Origin of the sequence: Eisenbergiella tayi, from assembly GCF_001881565.1 — a bacterium.
Taxonomy (GTDB): Bacteria; Bacillota; Clostridia; order Lachnospirales; family Lachnospiraceae; genus Eisenbergiella; species Eisenbergiella tayi.
In genome coordinates, this window is the sequence record NZ_MPDJ01000003.1 from 464650 (window position 1) to 485779 (window position 21130).

Annotated in this window: 25 protein-coding genes; all 25 read left to right on the plus strand. The window is 45.7% G+C overall.

Features of this window, described 5'->3' with window-relative positions:
- Positions 1–22 precede the first annotated feature (22 nt).
- The 25 genes from BLA28_RS13305 to BLA28_RS13425 all read left to right on the plus strand — a co-directional run bounded on the left by BLA28_RS13305 (position 23) and on the right by BLA28_RS13425 (position 21116).
- Positions 23–916 (plus strand): flagellar hook-basal body complex protein, encoded by an 894-nt coding sequence (locus tag BLA28_RS13305; RefSeq protein ID WP_069159110.1) that lies wholly within the window; start codon positions 23–25, stop codon positions 914–916.
- Between the two features lie 52 nt (positions 917–968).
- Positions 969–1229: a flagellar FlbD family protein gene (locus tag BLA28_RS13310; protein WP_009250561.1), complete on the plus strand. Its 261-nt coding sequence runs from the start codon at positions 969–971 to the stop codon at positions 1227–1229.
- A gap of 3 nt (positions 1230–1232) precedes the next feature.
- A complete protein-coding gene (locus BLA28_RS13315) occupies positions 1233–2057 on the plus strand; it encodes a motility protein A (protein WP_069159111.1) in 825 nt (274 codons plus the stop codon).
- 52 nt (positions 2058–2109) lie between these two features.
- Positions 2110–2967 (plus strand): flagellar motor protein MotB, encoded by an 858-nt coding sequence (locus BLA28_RS13320; protein ID WP_069159112.1) that lies wholly within the window; start codon positions 2110–2112, stop codon positions 2965–2967.
- Between the two features lie 18 nt (positions 2968–2985).
- On the plus strand, positions 2986–4032 hold the full coding sequence (locus tag BLA28_RS13325; RefSeq protein ID WP_009250558.1) for a flagellar motor switch protein FliM: 1047 nt from the start codon (positions 2986–2988) through the stop codon (positions 4030–4032).
- A gap of 30 nt (positions 4033–4062) precedes the next feature.
- On the plus strand, positions 4063–4425 hold the full coding sequence (locus tag BLA28_RS13330; protein WP_009250557.1) for a response regulator: 363 nt from the start codon (positions 4063–4065) through the stop codon (positions 4423–4425).
- A 12-nt stretch (positions 4426–4437) separates the two neighbouring features.
- On the plus strand, positions 4438–4875 hold the full coding sequence (gene flgC / locus BLA28_RS13335; RefSeq protein WP_009250556.1) for a flagellar basal body rod protein FlgC: 438 nt from the start codon (positions 4438–4440) through the stop codon (positions 4873–4875).
- 35 nt (positions 4876–4910) lie between these two features.
- A complete protein-coding gene (fliN, locus tag BLA28_RS13340) occupies positions 4911–6254 on the plus strand; it encodes a flagellar motor switch protein FliN (RefSeq protein WP_071699219.1) in 1344 nt (447 codons plus the stop codon).
- 11 nt (positions 6255–6265) lie between these two features.
- Positions 6266–6601 (plus strand): flagellar biosynthetic protein FliO, encoded by a 336-nt coding sequence (gene fliO / locus BLA28_RS13345; protein WP_009250554.1) that lies wholly within the window; start codon positions 6266–6268, stop codon positions 6599–6601.
- Positions 6602–6605: 4 nt separating this feature from the next.
- Positions 6606–7268 (plus strand): flagellar type III secretion system pore protein FliP, encoded by a 663-nt coding sequence (gene fliP, locus BLA28_RS13350; protein WP_009250553.1) that lies wholly within the window; start codon positions 6606–6608, stop codon positions 7266–7268.
- 14 nt (positions 7269–7282) lie between these two features.
- Positions 7283–7546: a flagellar biosynthesis protein FliQ gene (gene fliQ / locus BLA28_RS13355; protein ID WP_071699220.1), complete on the plus strand. Its 264-nt coding sequence runs from the start codon at positions 7283–7285 to the stop codon at positions 7544–7546.
- A gap of 15 nt (positions 7547–7561) precedes the next feature.
- Positions 7562–8335, plus strand: a complete 774-nt coding sequence (locus tag BLA28_RS13360) for a flagellar biosynthetic protein FliR (protein WP_071699221.1) — start codon at positions 7562–7564, stop codon at positions 8333–8335.
- Positions 8336–8348: 13 nt separating this feature from the next.
- A complete protein-coding gene (gene flhB / locus BLA28_RS13365) occupies positions 8349–9419 on the plus strand; it encodes a flagellar biosynthesis protein FlhB (protein ID WP_009250550.1) in 1071 nt (356 codons plus the stop codon).
- Positions 9419–11485, plus strand: coding sequence for a flagellar biosynthesis protein FlhA (flhA, locus tag BLA28_RS13370; RefSeq protein ID WP_071699222.1), 2067 nt, complete (start codon positions 9419–9421; stop codon positions 11483–11485). The genes flhB and flhA overlap by 1 nt, the downstream gene beginning before the upstream one ends.
- Before the next feature lie 15 nt (positions 11486–11500).
- Complete coding sequence (locus BLA28_RS13375) at positions 11501–12292, plus strand: sigma-70 family RNA polymerase sigma factor (protein ID WP_009250548.1); 792 nt, start codon at positions 11501–11503, stop codon at positions 12290–12292.
- Positions 12293–12310: 18 nt separating this feature from the next.
- Positions 12311–13063, plus strand: coding sequence for a flagellar hook-basal body protein (locus tag BLA28_RS13380; protein ID WP_009250547.1), 753 nt, complete (start codon positions 12311–12313; stop codon positions 13061–13063).
- 62 nt (positions 13064–13125) lie between these two features.
- On the plus strand, positions 13126–13839 hold the full coding sequence (locus tag BLA28_RS13385; RefSeq protein ID WP_071699223.1) for a flagellar hook-basal body protein: 714 nt from the start codon (positions 13126–13128) through the stop codon (positions 13837–13839).
- 12 nt (positions 13840–13851) lie between these two features.
- Entirely contained in the window at positions 13852–14472 is a 621-nt protein-coding gene (locus BLA28_RS13390) for a chemotaxis protein CheC (RefSeq protein ID WP_009250545.1), read from the plus strand.
- Complete coding sequence (locus BLA28_RS13395; RefSeq protein ID WP_009250544.1) at positions 14465–14941, plus strand: chemotaxis protein CheD; 477 nt, start codon at positions 14465–14467, stop codon at positions 14939–14941. The genes BLA28_RS13390 and BLA28_RS13395 overlap by 8 nt, the downstream gene beginning before the upstream one ends.
- A 24-nt stretch (positions 14942–14965) precedes the next feature.
- Positions 14966–16240, plus strand: a complete 1275-nt coding sequence (locus BLA28_RS13400) for an EAL and HDOD domain-containing protein (RefSeq protein WP_044972781.1) — start codon at positions 14966–14968, stop codon at positions 16238–16240.
- Between the two features lie 2 nt (positions 16241–16242).
- Entirely contained in the window at positions 16243–17004 is a 762-nt protein-coding gene (locus tag BLA28_RS13405; protein ID WP_009250542.1) for a ParA family protein, read from the plus strand.
- A 10-nt stretch (positions 17005–17014) separates the two neighbouring features.
- Positions 17015–17725: a late competence development ComFB family protein gene (locus BLA28_RS13410; RefSeq protein ID WP_143131499.1), complete on the plus strand. Its 711-nt coding sequence runs from the start codon at positions 17015–17017 to the stop codon at positions 17723–17725.
- A gap of 111 nt (positions 17726–17836) precedes the next feature.
- Complete coding sequence (fliD, locus tag BLA28_RS13415; RefSeq protein WP_071699225.1) at positions 17837–20266, plus strand: flagellar filament capping protein FliD; 2430 nt, start codon at positions 17837–17839, stop codon at positions 20264–20266.
- Between the two features lie 40 nt (positions 20267–20306).
- On the plus strand, positions 20307–20678 hold the full coding sequence (fliS, locus tag BLA28_RS13420; protein ID WP_009250539.1) for a flagellar export chaperone FliS: 372 nt from the start codon (positions 20307–20309) through the stop codon (positions 20676–20678).
- Positions 20679–20696: 18 nt separating this feature from the next.
- Positions 20697–21116, plus strand: coding sequence for a hypothetical protein (locus BLA28_RS13425; RefSeq protein ID WP_071699226.1), 420 nt, complete (start codon positions 20697–20699; stop codon positions 21114–21116).
- The last annotated feature ends 14 nt before the right edge of the window (positions 21117–21130 follow it).

A 21130-nucleotide genomic window follows, 5' to 3' on the forward strand; every position in this document is an offset into this window, starting at 1 on the left:
AAAGAAAAGGAGAACATAAAGAATGGTTGGATCAATGTTTGCCGCGATTTCAGGTTTGAAATCGCATCAGACCAAGATGGATGTTATAGGTAATAATATTGCGAATGTAAATACGTGGGGTTACAAAACCCAGACAGCAAACTTTATGGATGCTGCATACCGTACCGCTATCTCCGGATCTGCCGGTTCGGCAACCTCAGGAGGTGTGAATTCTTCTCAGATTGGTTATGGAGCGAATGTAGGTTCCATTGGGGTTAATTATTCATTAGGAAACAGAAATCCTACATACGATGGTAAGGACTGCATGATTGACGGACCGGGCTTTTTTATTGTTAAGTCCACACCTCTGGCTGGTCCAATTCCACAAGGTACCGCGTTGACAAGTAATGATGGAATTATGCTTTCCAGAGTAGGAATGTTAACGTTTGACAGTGCAGGAAATCTTACGGATCCTCAGGGTTCCTTTATCCTTGGTTACCCGTCAGATAATAATGGGAATATAGGAACCGATTTGAATATGATTACGGCTAAGCCGAATCAGACATATTCTTCTATTTCTGTTCAGGCGGACGGAACAATTACCGGCGTGGTATCTGAGGATACAGCGACTCCTGCAAATAAGGGTACCGTTGTAACACTTGGCAGGATAGCGGTTGCATCGGTAAGCAATCCGAATGGTCTGGATAAAACGCAGGGATATTATTACAAAATAGGGCCTAATGCAGGTACAGTAAGCCATATGGAGGCCGATGCTACAACAGGGAATATCCTCAGCGGCTATTTGGAAATGTCCAATACGGATCTTTCCACGGAAATGGCCAATATGATCACCACACAGCGTGGTTTCCAGGCCAATACCAAAATCATTACCGTAACAGATCAGATGCTGGAAGAACTTGTGAATATGAAACGATAACAGTGAGCGGAGGGGTCCGTCCCCTCCGCAGCTAGAGTAAGGGGAAGACGAAGTGATTGAGTTAACAAAAATTAACGGTGAGCTAATCGTAGTGAACAGCCGGCTTATAGAATACATCGTTGCCATTCCTGAAACAAAAATCATTATGAATAACGGCAGATACCATCTGGTAATGGAGCCCCCGCAGGAGATTATCAGAAAAGTAATAGCGTTTGAGCAGAAGGTGGCTGAGGGCTGGGTAAAAATGAATTGTTGCATGGCCGGGGAATACATTGCTAACACACCGGAGGAAGAGGAGAAGGGGGAGGATTAGCATATGGACATTTCTACGATTCTCGGCATTATCCTTGGCTTTGCTGTAATAATTTATGGAATCGGAATGGAATCTCTGGGTAACTTCATAGATACGTCGAGTATTTTTATTACTATAGGCGGAACCCTTTGTGCACTGATGGCATCCTTCCCTCTGAAACAGCTGGTCAAAATAGGCGTTCATATGAAAATTGTGCTTTTCGGTAATAAGTTTAAACCGGAGGAAGCGATAAATAAGCTGGTGGATCTCGCACAGCTGGCAAGAAAAAATGGTCTGCTGGCGCTGGAGGAACAGGCCGGAGACATAAAAGATCCGTTTTTTAAGCGGGGAGTGCTTCTTGTGGTGGATGCGATGGAAGCAGAGAAGGTACGGAGTCTGCTGGAGGAAGAGATTGCTGCCATGGATCAGCGGCATGATTCCGATGTTGCATTTTATGAGAAAGGAAGTATTTACGCCCCTGCATTCGGTATGATTGGAACCCTGGTAGGGCTGATAAATATGCTGAAGGAAATGAACCTTGATGAAGGCTCATCTTCCAGTCTGGGATTGAGTATGGCAACCGCGCTGGTAACTACATTTTACGGCTGTATTCTTGCAAATCTGATATTTCAGCCGATAGCCAAAAAGCTTCGTATCAGAAATGATGATGAGATACTTTACCGTCAGATTATAGTGGAAGGCGTAGTGGGGATACAGTGTGGGGATAACCCCAAGAGCCTTAAGGAAAAGCTGGTTTCCACCTTAAGCCAGAAGCAGCAGAACAGGATGTTGAATGACGCTAACGCCAAAAAAGGCGGAAGGAACAGAGAAAAGAGCGCGGAAGAATAAAAGCCGGCAGTTAGTTTCAGACGGCAGGTAAAGGATTATAGCAGGTGCTTATATGAAAAAAAGAAAAAAAAATTCAGAACAGGGCGATTGGCTTAACACATATGCTGATATGGTAACGCTGCTTCTGTGCTTCTTTGTTCTGTTATACAGTATTTCATCGGTTGACCAGGATAAATGGAAAAATTTTGTATTGAGTATCAATCCGCAGGCGGCTGAAGCACTGCAGGAGCCAAAAGCAAACGGTGCATTTCAGGAAGGCATTATGGAAGAATATCCGGAAGGTGATGCGGATGCATTTGAAGAAATGTTCCGGGCGCTTATCGAAGCGGCAAACCAGCTTGGCATAGAAAACCAGGTAAGCATAACCCAGGGCGATGGTTATACGTTTATATCCTTTAAGGATAAGGTGTTTTTTGACGGAGACAGTCCGGTGCTGAAGGAAGAGGGCAAAACTGTTCTGGATGCATTTGCGGAAGCGATTGCTCCTGCTGCGGACAGTGTAAAACAGATAGAGGTACTGGGGCATACATCCCAGGGTGATCCGGAAATTCCGAATGAAGTGATGACAGACAGGGTGCTGTCGGCAGAACGGTCAGCACAGATTGTAGCTTATTTGCAGGGAAAAGACATAATAGAGCCGGCTAAATTAGTGAGTATGGCTTTTGGACAGTTCAGACCTATAGATACCTTCCAGACATCAGAAGGAAGGGCACATAACAGAAGAGCGGAAATCCTGATAACGAAGGACGGAACGGTGGAACGCAGCCTGAGCTATTATTACGAACAGGTTTACGGGAGCGGAACCTTTGAAGAAGGGATGGATGCCCTGAAAGAGGAAGGCGGGAATACGGATGCGGGTGACAGCGCAGGCGATAAACAGGCGCCTTCAGAGGGAAAGAACGGGGAATAAAAATACAGGAGTAAGCACATGGCTGAAGTATTATCACAAAGTCAGATAGACGCATTATTGAATTCCATGGTAAGCGGCGGGGAAGACGCAGTGGAAACAGTTCAGAAAGAAGAACAGGCCTACCGCTATTATGATTTCAATAGTCCGAAAAAGTTTACCAAGGACAGATTAAAGCTGCTGAAGGGAATTTATGATAATTATTGTCGTATTGCAACTTCCCAGATAAACAGCTTATTCCGGGTAAACAGCGAGGTAGAAGTGGTAACGGTTGAGGAACAGAGATATTACGAATTCAGCAATGCGCTGGGGGATAACGATATATTGACGCTGGTTGATATCAAGTTCGCGGACAATACCAGCAAATATCCTCCTCTGCTGATTCATATCAGCCAGCCGTTGATGGTCAATATGATTGACCGGATGCTGGGAGGCAACGCGGAGGATATGAGCATAGACACTTCGTACGTATATACGGAGCTTGAGATGCCTTTATACCGTAAGATTATCGAATATCTTACGATGATACTGCGGGATGCATGGAGCAGTTATTTGAAGCTTCAGCCCAAGGTGGAGCGTATCGAGGAGAATCCCAGCCTTTTCCAGGATATCAGCCTGGACGAAACCGTTGTAATTATTTTATTGGATGCCAAGCTGCAGGGGGTAACAGGAAAGGTAAGCTTTTGTATACCGGAAACCCTGCTGGCGGGAGTATTTGACGTAATTGATAACAGAAAGCGCACAGAGGATGAATACGAGAATGCGCTTCCGGATGTCCATCAGGTTATCATGAACAAAATAAAGGATTCCATTCTTACCGTAAAGGCAGATTTGGGCGAGGCGGAGCTTGATCTGGAGGATATTTATAACCTGCAGGTCGGAGATGTAATCGATTTGAACAAGCCTCATGATTCCGAAGTTGTTTTGTATGTGGAAGAGCAGCCCTGGTTTGTAGGAAAGCTTGGAGTGAGCAATAAAAATGTGGCTGTAAAAATCGACAGCCGTCTTGATAAAGCAGAAAATGCAAAAAATGAAATACAAGCAGATGATTTTACACCTGCTATGTAGATAGATGTTAAAAAAGTGAGGTATACAGAAATGGCAAAGATTCTGGTAGTTGATGATGCGGCATTTATGAGAATGATGGTAAAGGATGCTTTATCGAAAGGCGGATATACGGATGTATATGAGGCTGAAGATGGAGCGAGGGCAGTGGAGGAATACGAAAAACTGAGTCCGGATCTGGTGATCATGGATATTACCATGCCTAATATGGATGGACTTCAGGCCCTGAAAAAAATTAAAGAAATCAATCCGAATGCCACAGTGGTTATGTGTTCCGCCATGGGACAGGAGAGTATGGTAATTGAAGCAATTAAATCGGGTGCGAAGGATTTTATCGTAAAACCCTTTAAAGCGGACAGGATTCTGAAGACAGTATCCAGTATCGTGGATGCATAAAGGAGGTTGAGTATGTCTTTTATCAATTCATTAAATATCAGCGCCTCCGGCATGTCGGCCCAGAAACTGCGTCTTGATGTGGCGGCGGAAAACATAGCCAACCAGGAGACGACCAGGACGGAAAACGGAGGACCTTACAGAAGAAAAATGGTAGTGCTCCAGGCGGCGGAGGACAACAGCTTCCGCAAAGCCATGGATTTTGCTTCTTCACAGGCCAGGCCCGCCGGTGTCAGGGCGGTACAGATCGCTGATGACGCAACACAGCTCAATCCTGTTTATGATCCGACACATCCGGATGCGGATGCAAATGGCTATGTCCAGATGCCGAATGTGGATTTGGTGAAGGAAACCATAGACAGCATGTCCGCAACCAGATCCTATGATGCAAATATTACGGCCTTCAATGCTATGAAGCTGATGATGCAGAAAGCATTGGAAATAGGAAAGTAAGCAGATAACTTTGGCCAGAAAGAGAGATTGGAAAGATGGGTGCGAATAGATTTAGTCCGGTAGAGATAGATGCGATAGGCGAAATCCTGAATATAAGCCTTGGAGCTTCTGCAACTGCCGCATCAACAATGCTTGATGCGAGAGTTGATATTACGACTCCGGTAGTACGGGTGGAAAGCAGAGACGAATTCAGCTTTAAAAATCTGGAGCCGGCAGTCGGAGTGGAAATAACGTATGTAGATGGGCTTACCGGGGATAACGTCATGCTTTTGAAAAGGCAGGACGTGAAGGCCATTGTGGAAATGCTGATGGGTATGGAGATAGCGGATGAGGATTTCGAATTAAACGAAATGAATATCAGCGCTATCTGCGAAGTTATGAATCAGATGATGGGAGCTTCGGCCACCGCTTTGTCAGAGCTTCTGGGGAAGCCAGTGAATATTTCCACGCCCAGATCATTTGAAATTACCAGTGACGAACAGTTTAAGGAAAAATATTTCACCGAAGGAAACCATAGTATGGTGGTTATCAGTTTTCACCTGAAAATAGCAGGTAAGCTGGAAAGTGAATTTTTGAACCTGATGCCGATTGGATTGGCAAAGGAACTGGTATTAGGATTTTTCTCGGAAGGCTTCGAGGGGATCGAAGGAGCCGGGGAAGAACAGACAATGCAGGAAGAAATACCGGCAGAACAGCCTGTGTACGAAGCACAGCCGGAAGCAGCTCCGGATACTTTCGGATTTGTAATGGATCAAACCGTTCCGGATACTACTTCCATGGATACTACTTCCATGGATACTTCTTTAATGGATAAGCCTGCCGCACAAATGCAGGCACCGCCGGAAGAAAGGGAGATTCCCATGCAGGAACAGTCAGCAGTCCCGCCTGTTACGGGACAGGATACAGCACAGCAAATGTATATGCAGCCTCAGCAGACTGCAGCAGTCCAGATGGATTCCGCAGCCCTTTCCAAGGAGCTTTTGGAAATGCAGAGGATACAGATGGAGCTTATGGAGCAGATGCGTCAGATGCAGGCGGAGCGCATGGAAAGAAAGCCGAAACAGATCCGTGTACATTCTTCCGTCCAGCCGTCCCTGCATGATGAAAGCGTCGGAGAAGGAGATCCGGACAGCAATCTGGATTTGATTATGAATGTTCCCGTGGAAGTATCTGTTGAAATGGGCAGAACGAAGAAGCTGGTTAAGGACATTCTGGAACTGAATAAGGGTTCTCTTGTCGTTTTGGATAAGCTTGCAGGAGAACAGGTAGATCTGTTCGTAAACGGACAGTGCATTGCCAAGGGCGATGTTGTTGTAGTGGATGATAATTTCGGCATCCGGATCACACAGATACTGAGTGAGGATATTCCGGTTGCATAAGGATAAAGAATATGTTTGAAGGATTTTTTACTGCTGCGGGAACGCTGATTTTAGTAGTTGGTATTTTAGTACTTTGCTATTTTACAACACGGAAGCTGGGAAGAATGCAGCCCGGAGGGGGAGGCGGCAGATATATCAGGCTTTTGGAGCGGATAGTCATAGGACAGGATAAAACGATAGCGCTCGTTCAGGCAGGAGATAAATACCTGTTGCTGGGTGTTGCATCATCCCAGATAACCGTACTGATGGAATTGAATAAGGAACAGTTAACAGAGCTTGAAGTAAGCCAGGGACAGACGGCGGATTTCAAAAGCATCTTGGAAATGATAAAGGATAGAAAGAAGTAGCTATATGGATGAAAATTCACTGATAAGTATCAACGGCAATGGGATGCCTACCTTACAAATATTGTTAATGATGACAATCATCTCATTGCTGCCATCGATTGTGGTCATGATGACTTCCTTTATGAGAATCGTCATCATCCTGTCCTTCACGAGAAGTGCGATTGGCGTTCAGCAGACTCCTCCCAATATGGTCCTCATAGGGCTTGCGCTGTTTCTTACCTTATTTATTATGAATCCGGTGCTGAAAGAAATCAATGAAGAAGCTTACCAGCCGTATCTGGCGGAACAAATAACGCAGGAGGAGGCCCTGGAACGAATGCAGGTGCCCCTGAAGGAATTCATGCTTAAGCAGACGGATGTAAGCTCCCTGGAATTATTTAACGAGATGGCAGGTAATGAGAAGGTGGAAGAGCCCAGGGATTTACCTATGACGGTAGTGATTCCATCCTTTATGACAAGTGAACTGAAGAGAGGGTTTATGGCAGGATTTTTTATTTATATTCCCTTCCTGCTGATTGATATTGTGGTTTCCAGCACGCTGATGTCCATGGGTATGATCATGCTCCCGCCGGCCACAATTGCACTGCCCTTTAAGCTTCTTTTGTTTGTTACGGTAAATGGCTGGGAGCTGTTATTTTCAGTTATAGTAAAGAGTTTTAATTACTGAGAGAGGTTATTGGAATGACTAACGGTGAAGTATCGGATTTGATGTATAAGGTTTTTATTATGGCGCTGCAGCTTGGAGGACCTGTCCTGGTTGTCAGTATGGCAGTGGGTATCATTATATCCATCCTTCAGGCCGCCACCCAGATACACGAGCAGACGCTGACGTTTGTTCCAAAACTTCTGGTGATAGCAATCATCCTGGTTTTTACCGGATCGAATATGCTTCAGTCCCTGCAGGATTTTACAAAAGAAGTATTTGCATTGATTACGGCAATATAGTGCGGGAGGGAAAGAATGACCGGGGAAGTTACGGATCAGATTATACTTTTCTCCATGATTTTAATGAGAATGTCGGGATTTGTGCTGCTTAACCCTGTTCTGGGAAGAAGAGGAATACCGGGCATGATAAAAGCCGGTATGATTATGGTTCTTACGATTATGATATACCCGATTTTCGAAATCACAGGGAGGGTACCTGTGATGGCGCTGGAGTTGGTGCTGTGTCTTTTGAAGGAGTTTGCAATCGGATATCTTATGGGCTTCATAATGCAGCTGTTTGATTATGTGGTGACCTTTGCAGGCTCTCTGATAGATTTTCATATGGGTTTGTCAATGGCGAGTGTTTATGATCCCGCAAGCGGGGCTCAGGTTGCCCTGACGGGTTCTGTTCTCAATATTTATTATATGCTTTTGTTTTTTGTGGCGGACGGTCATCTGGCTTTGATGAAAATTCTAGTTACATCAGCCGATGTGGTTCCTTATGGGCAGATAGCATTCGGACCGGATGTCTGGAACGCGATGCTGGTAATTTTCACAGAATGTACGGTGCTTGCCGTTAAGCTGGCGTTTCCGCTGATAGCTATTGAGTTCCTGACGGAAATGGGAATCGGGATTCTGATGAAAATTGTTCCCCAGATGAATTTGTTTGTTCTCAATATTCAGATAAAAGTGCTGATGGGATTAGCAGTTATTATCTTTTTTATTTCTCCGATAGGAGATTACTTTGGCCGTCTGATCACACAGATGATGGATACGATGCAGGAAATATTAAGACTGACGGCAGGATAAAGGATGTGATTAAATGGCGGCCGATTCTAAAACTGAAAAAGCGACACCCAAAAGACGCCGTGACGAGCGTAAAAAGGGAAATGTATTCATGAGCAATGATGTCATCGTTGTTCTGGGGCTGGTGGGAATCTTTTGTATGCTCAGGCTTTATTTTCCCATTCTTATCGACACAGTCCGCGATTACATGGTCCGTACGTTTGAGGAAGTGGCGGTACAGACTGAGTTTACGCAGGACAGTTTGAAGAGTTTTTCCTATAACTTCTTTATAACGGGTATGAAGGCGGGATTCCCGCTGCTCATAGTTTCTGCTGTTCTTCCTATCCTTGCGGTGGGAATCCAGACGAAGTTCCTTTTTACAACGAAACATATTTCACCCAAATTCAACCGGCTGAATCCGCTGCAGGGAATTAAGAAGCTTTTTTCACTGCGAAGCGTCATCGAGTTGTTAAAGAGTATTCTGAAGACCATTGTATTGGTGATTATTCTCTATAACATACTGAAATCAGACTTTCTGCAAATCACGAAAACAATGGATATGGATTTGGCGATATCGTCCGGGTTCATGCTGAATATGGTTTTTCAGATGATCATGAAGGTGATCCTCGTTTTCACTGTCATCGCCGGTTTCGATTTTATGTATCAGAAATGGGAATACGAAAAAGGAATTAAGATGACAAAGCAGGAAATCAAGGAAGAATACAAAGAGACTGAGGGTAATCCGGAAATAAAAGGCAAAATAAAGAGTCTGCAGCGGCAGGCGGCACAGAAAAGAATGATGCAGGCAGTGCCTACCGCGGATGTTATTGTCCGTAACCCCACACATTTTGCTGTGGCCCTGAAATATGACATGGAAAAGGATACGGCGCCGATAGTGGTGGCGAAGGGGCAGGATGAACTGGCTTTCCGTATTATTGCCGTCGGTGAAGAAAACGGGGTTGCGATTGTGGAAAACAGGCCTTTGGCGAGAGCATTGTATGCAGAATGCAAATTAGACAGGCAGATACCTGCACAATATTATGGCGCTGTGGCAGAGATTCTTATCTATGTCTTTAGAGCGAATCAGAAGTGGAGTAGTAACAGGTAATGAAGAAACTAACAAATTATGCAGTATCTTTGTTCGTCATCGTAATTGTACTGCTGTTGATTATACCGCTTAGTCCATTTTTACTGGATGTTTTTATCGTTATAAATATTTCCATTTCCCTGATTATTCTGCTTGTCAGCATGAATATACGGGAACCGCTGGAATTTTCCATATTCCCCTCCCTGCTGCTGATAACAACCTTGTTCCGGCTGGGCATCAATGTTTCTTCCACAAGAAATATTCTGATGAACCAGGGGCAGGCAGGCCAGGTCATTAAGTCCTTCGGTACTTTCGTACTGCAGGGAAATGCCATTGTCGGTTTTATTATTTTCTTTATCATCGTTCTGGTGCAGTTCATTGTTATAACAAAGGGCGCGGAACGTGTATCGGAAGTAGCGGCGAGGTTTACACTGGATGCCATGCCGGGAAAACAGATGGCAATTGATGCGGATTTAAGCTCAGGCCTTATTGATGAAACAGCGGCGCGTACGCGCAGGGAAAAAATCCAGAGAGAAGCTGATTTTTACGGCGCTATGGATGGTGCGACCAAGATTGTTAAGGGTGATTCCATCATGTCAATCATCATTACCGCAATCAACCTTATCGGCGGTGTGGCGATGGGTATGGTGATGTCGGATATGCCATTTACCGAGGTCCTGTCCGTTTATTCTATTGCGACAATCGGTGACGGACTGGTATCCCAGATTCCTGCTTTGCTGATTTCCACGGCGACGGGCATGATCGTTACGAGAGCTGTCTCCGAAGGAAGCCTGAACGATGATGTATCCAAGCAGTTCACCGCACAGCCGCAGGCAATTATGATGACCGGCGGTATCATGCTTGTACTGCTTCTGGTGCCGGGAATGCCCAAATTCCAGATGCTTTTGCTGGGCGGCGGGCTGATAGCTGCCGGGTACTTCCTCAACAGGAAGACGAAAGAGGCGGCACAGCAGGAAGCAGCTGCAGTTGCAGGAGCGGTCGTTGAAGAACAGAAGAAGACTGCCGACGAAGGAGAATATTTCAAGGATATCAACAATGTGTATTCCATGATAGGAGTGGATCCTATAGAAATGGAATTCGGCTACAGCCTGATACCGCTTGTGGATGAATCCAGCGGAGGCAAAATGATAAACCGTATCGTTATTTTCCGAAGACAGTATGCCCAGGAAATGGGCGTGGTCATACCTTCCATCAGTCTTCGGGACAGCAGCAGCCTCAATACCAACCAATATGTGATCAAGATCAAGGGGGAAGAGGTTGCCGGAGGGGAAATCCTGGTGGATTACTATCTTGCGCTGGAGCCGGCCGAACCGACAGGAGAGGTTGACGGTATAGAAACAATTGAACCGGCCTATGGTATCCCCAGTAAGTGGATACTTCCCGAAAATAAGGAAATGGCCGAAATATATGGCTACACAGTTATTGATCCGCTGTCTGTTATGATTACACATTTGTCTGAAACAATCAAACAGCATGCCTATGAAGTGATCAACAGGCAGGAAGTGATGCATCTGCTTGAGAACGTCCGTAAAACGACCCCGGAACTTGTGGATGAAGTATTCCCGGGAATTATAAGTTACGGCAACTTCCAGAAAATATTAGTCAATCTGGTAAAAGAAGGAATTCCTGTAAAAGATATGGAAACAATTCTGGAAACAGTAGCTGATGTGGGAGCGACGGTAAAGGACATTACACAGATTACAGAAAGTATCCGTATAGCTCTGAAACGTACAATTACAAGAAAATTCTGTCAGGGCGGACAGATGCGTGTCCTTACGTTGGATGCTGAACTGGAAAAGGTGATAGTTACAAGCCTGACAAAAGGAGAGCAGGGAGTATATACGGCTTTGAGTCCCGATACGATGCAGAGCCTTATTTCCCAGGTAGGTGAAGGAATTAAGAAATTCAATGATCTCTCCCAGGATGTGGTAATACTCACCAGCCAGGTAATCAGGATATATTTGTACAGACTGTTGGAACAGTTTTATCCCAACGTTTATGTCCTTTCCTTTCAGGAAATAGCGAACAATGTACAGATTCAGTCAATCGGAAATATTGCATTATAACTGCTGGAGGGAAAGATGGTGCTAGAAGTTAAACCAAAGAAAACAGACTACGGAAAAATGACAGATGAAGAGCTGTGGGAAGAATATGAAAAAAAAGGCGGCCTGGAACTGAAACAGGAGCTGGCTCTCAGATACATTTATATTGTCCGTAATGTGGCAATACAGATGAGAGACGTTTATATGAGCTTTGCCCAGCTTGACGACATTATTAATGAAGGCGTAATCGTGGTGATGAGCGCGATTGACAAGTACGATCTTCATCTTAATGTGAAGTTTGAAACCTTTGTATCCAAACGGATCCGGGGAATGATAATCGATATGGCCCGGAAGCAGGATTGGGTACCGCGCACGGTGAGAAAGAATGCAAGGGAAATCGATGAAGCCACCATGCATTTATACGGAAAAACCGGGAGAATGCCTACGGCACAGGAAACCGCAGAATATCTGAATATGCCTCTTGATAAGTATGAGAAGGTTCTCAGCAAGGCAAATCTTTTTTACATTTTGTCTCTGGATATGCTGATGGAGGAGAAGGCGGAAAACAGACAGACAGTCCAGATCCCGTCACATAATTACAGGGAACAGCCGGAGGAATGCTATCTGGGAGATGAATTTAAGGGGATTCTGGCCGATGGAATCAGAAGCCTGAAGGAAAACGAACAGACGGTTATCTCTCTTTATTATAAAGAGGAATTGAGTGCAAGAGATATTGCCAAGGTTCTTGGCGTAAGTGAACCGAGGATTTCGCAGATCCATTCCAGTGCAATACGCAAGTTGAAAACATATATAGAAAACAGAGTGAAATAAAGAAAGTGAGGGCGTGTTATGTTCCAGGGATTCTATAACCTCGGCTCAGAAATGCTGTGCCAGACCAGGAATATGAATGTTATCAGCAATAACATGGCAAATGTGGCGACGGCCGGATTCAAAAGAGATGATTTCCAGGCATCGGCTTTCCGCGAAGTGATGATGTCCAGATATCAGGGAAGCAGTGATACCTCCCCGGCGGCGCTGGGAAATATGGCGATGGTCCGTTCGGCGGATACGACTGTGACAGACTATTCACAGGGGATGTTCAGGGAGACGGAAAATACGTTGGATTTTGCGCTGACGACTCCGGGATTTTTCTGTGTACAGACAGAAGGAGGGACCGTTTATACAAGAAATGGTTCTTTTGCACTTGATGAGGAAGGATATCTCACCTTACCCACAGTAGGGCGGGTATTGGGACAGAACGGACCCATTCAGCTTCCCACGGATGATATTATTTCGGATTCCAGGGGGAATATATTCAGTGCGGACGGACAGACCCTGTATGGGACGCTTTCCGTAGTGGACTTTCAGAATTATGACGAACAGCTTGTAAAGACAACGGGAGGCGCGTTTACCGCTCAGGATGCGGGGACTCCCGTGGATGCTGATGTGAAGTGGAAAGCGACGGAAGGGTCCAATGTGAATCCCATGGACGAGATGACCGCGATGATGAGCGGACAGCGTTCCCTGCAGAGCGCCGCGCAGATCTTGAAAATGTATGATCATTTGATGGATAAAACAGTAACACAGCTGGGGCCGGCATAAACGGCAGAGGAATAAAAAATAAGTTTGATATGTGTGCCTGAGGGCACAGATGGGAGCGGAAAATGAATATGTCATTTTACACGGCGGCGCTGGGAGCTGTCGGTCAGCAGGAAAAGATGAATGTTATCGCCAATAACATTGCAAATGTGAATACGGATGGATTCCGGAGCAAGAACGCGGTGTTTTCGGATTTGATGTACTATAACATGCGCGATGAGCAGGGGGCGGATACCAGGGTAAAGGCGGGAAGCGGCATAGCCATGGGGCGTACGGATACGGATTTCAGCGAATCATCAATGGCTCCCACAGGAGGAAATACCGATTTCGCAATTTCCGGAAGGGGCTTTTTCATGCTTCAGGATCCCAATACACAGGCTGTTTCTTATTCAAGAAACGGGAAATTCAATATGTCTCTGAGAGCGGACGGATTTTACCTTGTTAATGACAATGGAAAACTGGTGCTGGATGAAAACCGGAACCCAATCCGGCTGGATGAAGAAGGAATTGTGGGCGGAGCCCGGCCCGGTATTTATACGTTTCCTGTGCAGCAGGGGATGCTGAATACGGGAAACAATGAATTGACGGCAACGGAAAAGAACGGTGAGCCTGTGCTTTCGGCGGATGCAGAACTGCGTCAGGGTTATCTGGAACAGTCCAATGTAAATCTTGCCGATGAAATGAGCAAAACGATTGAATGCTCCAGAGCTTACTCCTATGTGCTTAAAATGATCCAGACTTCTGATGAAATAGAGCAGGTAATAAACAGCCTGCGGTAAGGGTGGTAGGAAATGAACAGCTATGATGATATGAACTATATGGAAATGGATGTTATAAAGGAGGTGGGAAGTATCGGAACCGGGAACGCGGCCTCCGCCTTGTCGGGAATGCTGGGTACAAGGGTCCGTATGGTGCTTCCCCAGGTGAATGTGCTGGATTTTAACGAGGCATTGAACGCCATAGGAAATCCGGAAACCATCGTTGCCGCGGTTATGGCTCAGATGAGCCTGGAAATCAATGGCATCATGCTATTTATTCTGAAGCCGGATCTGGTAAATGATATAGTAGGACGCCTTCTGGGACATCATATTGATGATTATTCCCAGTTGGATCAAATGGATATATCCGCATTAAATGAAGTGGGCAATATTATGATTTCCTCCTATGTGAATGCATTGTCGGGACTTGCAGGCGTGGATGTGGCGCTGTCGGTGCCGGAGATATCCGTGAATATGCTGGGGGGAATACTGAGCGTGCCGATGATTGAGTTTGGTTATCAGACAGATAAGCTCATGATCATCCGCGGAAAATTCATTATTGATGAAAAGGAACTTGACAGTGACCTGCTTATGCTTCCGGACATTGTCTCTTTAAACTATCTTATGAAAAAGCTGGTACATAATAATGGATAAAGAAATCAAGGTTGGTATTGCAGATATGAAGGTTGCCCGAGTGCAGGGCCTTTTGATCACATATGCGTTAGGGTCGTGCATCGGAGTGACTCTTTATGATCCGGTGATTAAGCTGGGCGGCCTTTTGCATATTATGCTCCCCTCCGCAGAAAATGTGTCCGGGGATAATGTATATAAATTCGCTGACTCAGGGATCCGGGAAATGCTGCGGAAAATGCAGGCCTTCGGGGGAATGAAAGTCAGATATGTCTGTAAAATAGCAGGCGGTGCAAAAATGTTTGAAATGCAGGGAAGTTTGGGAAATATAGGACAAAGGAATATACAGAGTGTGCAGAATGTGCTGCGCCAGGAAGGCATCCGCATTGTCAGGCAGGATGTGGGCGCCAATTATGCGAGGACACTTTCCATGGATGTGGAAACAGGAACTGTAAAAGTCAGGTCATACGGCAGGCCTGAGATCATCTTGTAAGGCAGGTAAGGGAGGGCAAATGAAATGGATAAATGTGTAGTAAGACAGGCAATAAAGGAAGTCAGCACTCAGAATATTATCGGATATGAAATTCTGTTCCAGACAAACGGAGACGATTTGTACTCGAAGACGGAAAATTCAGCGGCAGATAAAATGATTAATTTCCTGATGCAGAACAGCGGCAAGATCTTTTCTGATAAGCCGACGTTTATGACATTTACCCCTTCTTTATTGTTCAGGAATCTGCCGAAAATGTTTGGGAAGGAAACACTGGTAATTCAGATCGAAGACAATCTGATAGTACATCCCCTGGCGCTTCCCATGATTAAGAAATATAAAGCGGAAGGATATCTTTTTGCCATCAATGATTTCCAGTTTTCACCCAAGTACTTCGGTATGCTGGAATACACCGATTATATCAGGATATCGGTGAGCGGTAAGGATGAGAAAGAAAGGACTTCCCTGGACAATGTAGTGAAAATGGCCCAGGCCTTCGGCAAAAAATGTATTGCCACAGGAGTGAACGCAAAAGAGGAATACGAACTGGCTGCCGCTCTTAACGTGGAATATATGGAAGGCAACTACATTGCGGAAACACTGATGACAAAAGCGAACAAAATAGATTATCTGCAGGGAAATTTCTTCCAGCTGGTCGGAGCCATATCCAAGGATGAGCCGGACATGGATGAGCTGGAAGAAATCATCAGCAGAGATGCGGGATTGACCTATGCACTGCTGAAAATGGTGAATTCCGCATATTTTGCCCTGAGAAAAAGGACGGCTTCCGTCCGTCAGGCCATTGTGACAATGGGGCTCGGACAGCTGCGGGAATGGGTTTATATGCTCAGCATAGATGAGGAAGATCCTACAGGAAGCTCTGCGGAAATACTGAAGATGTCCTTCCTGAGGGCCAAATTTGCCCAGGAGCTTACCGGACTCATTCATAAACCTGATTTCCCCATCAATAAATTCGAGGCCTATATGATGGGAATGTTCTCCAATCTGGAATATATGGTGGACGCCACAATGGAAGAAATCCTGGAAGAGATTCCGGTAAAGGATGAGGTAAAGAAGGCGCTCATTTCTTATGAAGGAGATGCCGGAAAGCTGATGCTTCTGATATTGGCCTATGAAAAGGCTGACTGGAAGGAAAGCAAGAAGCTGGCCGGTGAACTGGGAATCGATGCGACTACGCTGGCACAGATTTATATGGACTGTATTCAGAATGTAAATGAGATATGGCAGGCGCTTACCACAGATTTTAAGCGTAAAGAAGACAGCGTGGAAAGGGAGGAATAGCTTTGGCAGTTAATATTGTGCTGACCAATCAAAAGGGAGGCGTGGGAAAAACAACAACGGCCGCTTCCCTCGCGGCGGGACTTGTCATGGAAGGCAAAAGGGTGCTGGCGCTGGATCTGGATCCCCAGGGGAATCTGGGTTTCAGCCTCGGCTTAAATGCGGATGCCGAGGGGACGATCTATGATTTAATGAAAGGCAATGTGGATATCCGGGAGATTATCTGTCCCACGGAGTATGGGGACATCATTCCCTCGGATATCACTCTCAGCGCGGGTGTGAAAGAGTTTTATGAAAAGGGAAGAGAGTCCCTTTTAAAGGAAGCGCTTTCTGATATCGGAGACGAATATGATTATATTATTATCGATACACCGCCGGCCCTGAATATACTGACAATAAATGCCTATGTGGCCTCGGACTATATCATTGTTCCCATGTCTTCTGAAATCCTGAGTCTGGTCGGCCTGACACAGCTGAAGGAAACCGTAGATTCAGTACGGTTATCCCTGAATCCGCAGATTCGTATCCTGGGAATCCTGCTGACCAAATTCAACAGCAGGACACGGCTGGCAAATGAAGTAAAGGAAATGGCGGAAAGCGTGGCATTGCAGATGGATACAGCCCTGTTTGACAATAAAATAAGAAACAGTGTATCCGTATCGGAGATGCCCGCACATGGAATGAGTATTTTTAAGTACGCACCCCGTTCCAAGCCGGCGGAGGATTATCTCTGTTTTGTAAGGGAAGTTATTGAGAGAATCGGATAAGGGGGAAGGAATGGCAAAGAAAACAAATAAGACAGAGCATGTGCTCAGCCTGCTGTCCGGAACAGATGCAGCTGTTGAAAAAGATGAAAAGAAAGAAACAGAAAAAAAAGGAACAGGGCAGGAAAACGATACGGCAGTACCGGAAAATCCCGCAGTGAACCGCCGGGGAAATGTGCATGTGGTATTGGCAAACGGGGGAGAAGGAGATCCGGTTGCGGAAATCGTGAAAGAAAAGCTGCAGGAGGAACTGGATAATTATCCGCTGCCTTCAGAGGAAGACAGTTCCATTGACAGGGATATTCCTTCGGAAGAACCGGCGGCGGAAGCCGTCCCGGGATCTGATGAAGCCCGGGGAAAACAGACTTCCGGAGAGGCGCAGCTTCCTGAAAAAGAAGAGCTTTCACAAAAAGAGGAGCAGTCCCCAAAGGAGCAGAAGCCTGAAGTCATGGATGGCTTTGTATTCTATAATATTATGGAATCTATTGTACAGGAAAAGGCCATTAAGTATATGAAACAGTTTGGAAACTGTACGTGCAAAAGGTGTGAAGCCGATACGATTGCATTGGCTTTGAGTAAATTACCTCCCAAGTATGTAGTGGCAAAGGCGGATTCCATTTCGCCGCTGCTCAATTTTTATGAAGATCATTATGCGGGCCAGATTATTGTGGAGATCACAAAAGCCTGTATCGTTGTAAATAAAAATCCAAGACATAACAGATAAAATTTATTTCCTGTTTACGGAAAAAGTCGGTATGGTATATTAAATTCATTTTGTTTCTGTCGATAATGAATGTAGATACCATTGATATTTTAGAAGAAAAGGGGTGTACATATGGCTTCTATAGGCGGATTAAGCAGCAATGCAAGTACAAACAGTGCATCTTCCCTCAGAGGTTACGGCGGGCTGGCCAGTGGGCTGGACCGTGACAGTCTGATCGAAAGCATGACCTATGCAACCACATCGAAGATACAGAAACAGCAGCAGGCAAAGCAGAAAATAACATGGACACAAGAGGCTATGAGAGGAATTACGGATAAGCTTTATAATTTCTCTCAGAGTTTTATTTCTTATACCTCTCCCAAGAGTCTGCTCAGCACTAAGCTTTTCAGTTCGAATCAGATCACCGCGTTGGGAGAAAACAGCAAATACATCGGTGTGTCCGGCAGTTCTTCTCTGGCGAAATCCATGTCCATCGCAGGCGTGAAGCAGATGGCATCGGATGCAAAATGCAATTTCACAGGGGCTGCATCGGATCAGAAGCTGGCCAGCGGCGGGATTGATCAGGATTTATCCACATTGAATGATTACAGTACCGTAGCAGGAACAAGCTTTACTGTTAAATATGGCTCCAAATATTACAGTGTCAGCCTTCCGGAGAATAATGAAGATTATAAATATGATACGCTGAGCGACGTGGCCGCATCCATAAACAAGGCAATGGGGGAGATCTCTGTCGGCGACGGCAAGACTCTGGCGGATGCCATGGCTGTTTCCGAGGATGGAAGCAGGCTTACGTTTACCAATAAGGATACCGCAGGAAATGCGCTTGAACTGACAGGCAGCAGCGATAATCTTCTTGGCAACCTGGGATTTCAGTTTGGACAGGATAATAAGGGCATTGAAATCACTTCATCCGGCGTCCGCGGTTCCAGCAATGCAAAGCTCACGGAACAGAAATCGGTTGCGGATCAAATCGGAGGAAAGCAGATTTGCTTTACCTATAATGGAAAAACGGAATGGATTCAGCTGGCCAGTGCTGCGGATTTAAAGGATCCTTCAAAGGGAAATAACGATTTGGATTATCTGGTTTCCGATCTGCAGGCGAAACTGGACAAAGCGTTCGGGGCAGGCAGAATCAATGTTAAGGCGGATCCCACAGCTACTCCGGGACAAAGCAGCCTGTCTTTTAAAACGACTGTTCCGACCAATAACAACAGTATTGTAGAAGATAAAAGCTCCGTGCTTTCCCTGGCAGCCGGAGAAAGAGGATTGCTGGGACAGTACGGCGCCTTAACCGGACTTTCCGCAGGGGATTCCAACAGACTGAATCTGGAAAGCAGCTGGACGAAATCAGGCCTGAAACATATGGAAGGGATGACGGATGCACAAATCGCCGCGCTGCCGGATGAGGATACTCTGAAAATAAACGGAACGGAAATCAAAATCAAAAAGGGCATGAGCCTGACGGATATTATGGATGCCATTAACGCTTCCGACGCAGGCGTGAAAGCCAGCTACCTGGCTGAAGGAGATCGTTTTGTGCTCACTTCCACAGAAAACGGAGCGAGCGGAAAGATTGAGATAGACAGTGATCAGGGAATAGACCAGCTTCTGTTTGGTGTAAAAGGAACGGATTACGAGGTACAGGAAGGAAAAGATGCCATTATTGCGGTGAAATATGCAGGTTCCGATACGCCGGTAGAGGTGACGAGAGGAAGCAATAGCTTTAATCTGAATGGCCTTACTGTGACCGTTAAAGGGGAATTCGGATATAATAGCGGGGTGCTGGATCCCGCTGCCGAAGCGATAACCTTCGACGTGACTATGAATACGGAACCGGCGGTAACCGCAGTAAAGGAAATGATTGACGCGTTCAATGAAATCGTGAAGCTGGTCAATGACGAGGTCTCCACCAAGCCGAACCGTAAATATGATCCTCTCACCGCTGAGCAGGAAGACGAGATGTCGGAAAGCCAGATCAATGCATGGAATGAAAAAGCCAAGGCGGGGATGCTTTTTAATGACAGTGATATCCGCGGGCTGGCTGACGCGCTTCGTACAATTATAAGCGGCGATGCCTCAAATATGCAGAAAATGGGTCTGTCGGTATCCACCGATTATTCGGATAACGGAAAGCTTGTATTTGATGAAGAAGCCTTCAAGAAGGCTTTGGAAACGGATCCGGATGGGGTGATAAATGCTTTTACCCGCCCTTCTGAGAAAGATGCCAATGGAAATGTGACGGATGCCGGAGGCGTGATGGTCCGCCTTCAGTCGGTAATGGAGAAGTATGCTTCCACAACCGGTGCTACAAAAGGAATCCTGATTGAGCGGGCCGGATCCAAATATGCGCCTACATCGATACTCACCAATTCCATGCAGAAACAGTTGGATGCAATAGATAAAGAGATCGACCGGCTGACAGATAAGCTGTCAGTAGAGCAGGATCGCTACATTTCCCAGTTCACCAACCTTGAAAGACTGATTTCTCAAATGAACAGTCAGAGCAGCTGGCTGGCTTCTGCTTTCGGCGGCGTGTAAAAAAGGCTGTTTTGGGAATAGAGAGAAAAGGGATATTGAAATGAATAAAAACGGATATCAGCAATATAAGGAGCAGTCGGTAAATACCATGACAAAAGGGGAAATGCTGTTGCTGCTATATGACGAATTACTGAAACGGCTTATGCGGGCCGAGCTTGCCCTTGGCAAGGAGGACTATGAGACTTTTACCAATTCGGTAATACGCTGCAGGGATATTGTCTGTTATCTTCGTGATTGTCTGGATCCTCAATACGCTATCAGCAGTGAGTTGAGAAGGATGTATGAGTTTTTCCTCTATGAGTTCGGCCGTCTGGAGGCCGGCAGGAATAAAGAAATTATTCAGGAAGTGCGGCCACTGGTAACGGAGCTCCGGGAAGCTTTCCAGGAAGCGGATAAGATAGCTCAGTATTAGAAGATGGGATTGCATAACATGAACGAAGAATTGTTAATGGAAGTTTTAAGCCAGAGCAGGAAAAAATATGGCTGCGTGAGTGAAATAGGCAGAATGACAAAAGAGCTGGCAGAGGCCCTGTCGAGAAATGACAAGGTCTCCGCCCAGCTTCTGTTGGAGATGCGCGGCGAAGAAATGGCTAAAGCGGATACCTGTGAAAAAAATATCCGGCTTTTAGTGGAAGAAGCAGGCATTCAAGACAGAGAACGGCTTGAATGCCTGCTTTACAGAAAAGGGGAATATGGGAAGTCCGAAGAGGAAAGCGGACAGGAAGCCTTCCTTGTGAAACAGATTAATGATGTGAATACAAAAATACGCGATATTCTCAAAAACGCCATCACGGTTGACAAGGTGGTCAGCAAAAGGATGGCGGGCGAAGAGTCTTTTTATAAGGAATAAAATAATTCCGGATT